The following is a 4,453-nucleotide window of genomic DNA, read 5'->3' as shown; positions in this document are numbered from 1 at the left end:
AGGCCTGGCATCGCGTAGTTTTCGTTGAGCAAGGTGATGTAATAAAACACGTTGTCTTGCTTCTCGACCATGCGCTTCAAGCCATGGTGCAGGATGACACCCACTTCGTGTGCGAAGGTGGGGTCATACGACACGCAGTTGGGGATGGTGTTGGCCATGATGTGGCTGTGACCGTCTTCGTGCTGCAAGCCTTCACCGTTCAAGGTGGTACGGCCCGAAGTGCCGCCCAGCAAGAAGCCGCGCGCTTGCATGTCGCCCGCCGCCCAGGCCAAGTCGCCAATGCGTTGGAAGCCGAACATGGAGTAGTACACATAGAACGGGATCATGATCCGGTTGGATGTGCTGTAGCTGGTGGCCGCAGCGATCCAGCTCGACATGCCGCCGGCTTCGTTGATGCCCTCTTGCAGGATCTGTCCAGCTTTGTCTTCTTTGTAGTACATGACCTGGTCTTTGTCGACCGGGGTGTACTGCTGACCTGCAGGGTTGTAAATACCGATCTGGCGGAACAGGCCTTCCATACCAAAGGTGCGGGCTTCGTCCACCAAAATCGGCACAACGCGTGGGCCCAAGGCCTGGTCGCGCAGCAGCTGCGTCAAAAAGCGCACATAAGCCTGGGTGGTGGAGATTTCACGGCCTTCGGCGGTGGGCTCCATCACGGCCTTGAAAGTTTCCAAAGAAGGCACAGTGAAGCTCTCTTCGGCCTTGGCGCGGCGCTTGGGCAGATAGCCACCCAAGGCCTGACGGCGCTCGTGCAGGTAACGCATTTCCGGCGTGTCTTCTGCAGGCTTGTAAAAAGGAATGTTGGCCAGCTCGCTGTCGGGGATCGGAATGTTGAAGCGGTCGCGCATGTACTTGATGTCGTCGTCCGTGAGCTTCTTGGTCTGGTGAACGGTGTTCTTGCCCTCACCGGCCTTGCCCATGCCAAAACCCTTGACGGTCTTGATGAGCAGCACGGTGGGCTGACCTTTGGTGTTGACCGCCTGGTGGTAAGCGGCGTAGACCTTTTGTGGGTCATGACCACCACGCTTGAGGTTCCAGATGTCGTTGTCCGACAGGTGCGACACCATTTCCAGCGTGCGCGGATCGCGGCCAAAGAAATGCTTGCGCACATAAGCGCCGTCATTCGCTTTAAAGGCCTGGTAGTCACCGTCCAGCGTGTCCATCATCAACTTGCGCAGGGCACCGTCTTTGTCGCGGGCCAACAGGCTGTCCCACTCGCTGCCCCAGAGCAGCTTGATCACGTTCCAGCCGGAACCACGGAACTCGCCTTCGAGTTCTTGCACGATCTTGCCGTTGCCGCGCACCGGGCCATCGAGGCGCTGCAAGTTGCAGTTGACGACAAAAATCAGGTTGTCCAGGTTCTCGCGCGCGGCCAAGCCAATCGCGCCCAGCGATTCGACCTCGTCCATCTCGCCGTCACCGCAGAACACCCAGACCTTGCGGTTTTCGGTGTTGGCAATGCCACGGGCGTGCAAGTACTTCAAAAAGCGGGCTTGGTAGATGGCCATCAATGGGCCCAAACCCATCGACACGGTGGGGAACTGCCAGAACTCGGGCATGAGTTTGGGGTGCGGGTAACTGGAGAGTCCTTTGCCGTCCACTTCCTGGCGGAAATTGAGCAGCTGCTCTTCGGTCAATCGACCTTCCAGATAAGCGCGGGCGTACACGCCTGGCGACACATGGCCCTGTATGTACAAGCAATCACCGCCGTGGTTTTCGTTCTCGGCGTGCCAAAAATGGTTGAAACCGGCACCGAACATGTGGGCCAAGGAGGCAAACGAGCCAATGTGACCGCCCAAATCACCACCATCGGCGGGGTTATGGCGGTTGGCCTTGACCACCATGGCCATGGCGTTCCAGCGCATGTAGGCCCGCAGGCGCTCTTCGATCTCGATGTTGCCGGGGCAGCGGGCCTCTTCGTTGGGCTCAATGCTGTTCACATAACTTGTGGTGGCCGAAAACGGCAAGTCGATGCTGTGCTGACGCGCTTCTTCAAGCAACTCTTCCAACAAAAAGTGTGCCCGCTCTGGGCCAGCTTTTTCAATCACGGCGGACAAGGCGTCCATCCATTCACGGGTCTCCTGGGTGTCCAGATCCCGCTCTGGCTGCTGAGGTGTTGCCGCTGTCATGCTTGTCTCCTGTCGGTGTTGTTCAAATAGGTGGGCGGAATTTTCACATATTTCGCATCAAATTTCAAATTGTGCGCACACATTTCGCATTGCAAAATTTAATGGGTTTTTTTCACCCACAGCTTTTGTCTCTGGCGCTTCGCCCCGGGGCAAGGTCACCTAAACTCGGTCCATGGAATTGAACAAAGCAGCGTCGGTGGTGAAAAAGGTGGGGCCATGGGTTTGGTGGCGTACCTGGTGGCGGCGCCAATCACCCAACCGACAAGACCGTTTTGCCAACTTGGCCCCCGTGGCGGCAGTGGTCTTGTTTTTGGCGGCCATTGCTACGGCATTTTGGTATCTGCGCGTGGAAGAAATGGAGCGCGAGCAAGAAGCCATCAAAAGAGATGTGGAATACGCGCAGCAGCGACTGCGCCTGCGTTTGCTGGAGCGCCAGGAGCAAGTCATGCGACTGGCCCGAGATGTGTCCAACAAAGACGTTCGAAAGGACCAGTTTTTGTTGCGTGCCGAAGCCTTGGTTCAGCAATACCCCGAATTTTTGTCGCTGACTTGGATCGATGACCGCCGGCGCATCATGGCCAACCAAAGCGTCTCCAGCATGTCCCAGAGCAAACAACTGCGCGCTGGGTCGGTCTTGCAAATTGGGGGCACCGAAAGCCATTTCAGCTTGGCTCGGGACTTGATGCAGCCCATTTACGGCCAGATGGACACCGAGGCCGAGCGCGACAGCCAGATGAGCGTGTTGCAACTGCACACCCCACTAAGCACCAACCAAGGGCGTTTCAGCGGCGTGATCCTCGCGGAATACAGCATGGAAGGTTTGTTGCGCTACGGCATTCCGACCGAAGTGCTGGCCAAATATGCCGTGGCCCTGCAAGACGGCAACAACCGCTTGCTGGCCGGACAAACCATTCCCGAGCGCACCGCCCTTTGGAGCCTGTTGCCCGGCAGCGGCAACAAATACAACGACTACCAGGTCCCGGTTTCACCCGTGGGCAACGACTTGGTGCTGCGTGCGCAGGCCTGGCGCACCTCTCAAGGGCTGGTGGGCAGCGGTTTGTTCTGGCTGGTCACCGTGCTCAGTGCCATGACCGCTTGGATGCTGATTGGCAACTGGCGACACACACGCCGACGGCTGCAGGCCCAAAAAGCGCTGGTGGCCGAGACCAATTTCCGTCGGGCCATGGAAAACTCCATGCTCACCGGCATGCGCGCACTCGATTTGCGTGGGCGCATCACGTATGTCAACCCTGCTTTTTGCCAAATGACAGGCTGGCAAGAGGCCGACTTGGTGGGGGCGGTGGCGCCCTTTCCCTATTGGCCCGACCAAGACCGCGAATTGCTGATGCGGCGGCTGGAAGAAGAAATCAGCGGGCAGCACTCGGCGGGCGGCTTCCAGGTGAGGGTCAAACGCAAGAACGGCCAGTTGTTTGACGCCCGGATGTACGTCTCGCCCCTGATCGATGCCACAGGCCACCAAACGGGCTGGATGACCTCGATGACCGACATCACCGAACCCAACCGCATTCGCGAACAGTTGGCCAGCGCCCATGAGCGCTTCACCATCGTGCTGGAGGCTTTGGACGCTTCGGTCTCTGTGGCACCGCTGGGCAGCGAAGAGCTGTTGTTTGCCAACAAACTGTACCGGCTGTGGTTTGACCAAACCACCGAAGGCCACCTGCGCTTGGTGCAGCAAGCCGGGGCTTACAGCGGCGAAAAAGCCTCAGACGACGTGGACGACATGGCCGGCTTGCCCACCGAGAGCCTGACCGTCGCCAGATCCGAAAATGCGGAAATCTATGTGGCCGAACTGGGCAAATGGCTGGAAGTGCGCTCGCGTTACATCAATTGGGCCGACGGGCGCTTGGCCCAAATGGTGATCGCCAGCGACATCACGCCACGCAGGCAAGCAGAAGAGCTGGCCGCCCAACAAGCCGAGCGTGCTCAAAACGCGAGCCGGTTGATCACCATGGGCGAGATGGCTTCGAGCGTGGCCCACGAGCTGAACCAACCGCTCACTGCCATCAGCAACTACTGCAGCGGCATGGTCTCGCGCATCCAGTCCAAACAGATCCAAGAAGAAGACCTCTTGTTTGCGCTGGACAAAACAGCACGTCAGGCTCAGCGTGCCGGGCAGATCATTTTGCGCATCCGCAGCTTCGTCAAACGCAGTGAGCCCAACCGCACGCTGTCTGATGTGTCGGCCATGGTCAGCGAATCGCTGGAACTGGCCGAGATCGAAATGCGCAGACGCCATGTGCGCCTGAGCCACTACATGGCGGCCCGCCTGCCACAATTGCTGGTCGACCCGATCCTGATCGAGC

At 58.7% G+C, this 4,453-nt stretch carries 2 protein-coding genes; one reads left to right on the top strand and one right to left on the bottom strand.

Translation table 11 applies throughout. The annotated features are described in order from the left end of the window. Positions 1-2,129: pyruvate dehydrogenase (acetyl-transferring), homodimeric type (gene aceE, locus Q0341_RS00965; RefSeq protein WP_299509950.1), on the bottom strand; the 2,129-nt coding region annotated here is incomplete at its 3' end. A gap of 172 nt (positions 2,130-2,301) precedes the next feature. On the opposite strand from aceE, the gene Q0341_RS00960 reads away from it, so the two are divergent. Further along, positions 2,302-4,453: PAS domain S-box protein (locus Q0341_RS00960; protein ID WP_299509949.1), on the top strand; the 2,152-nt coding region annotated here is incomplete at its 3' end.

Origin of the sequence: uncultured Limnohabitans sp. (assembly GCF_937889215.1) — a bacterium.
GTDB lineage: Bacteria > Pseudomonadota > Gammaproteobacteria > Burkholderiales > Burkholderiaceae_C > Limnohabitans_A.
This window is presented reverse-complemented; position numbering and strand designations above follow the sequence as displayed.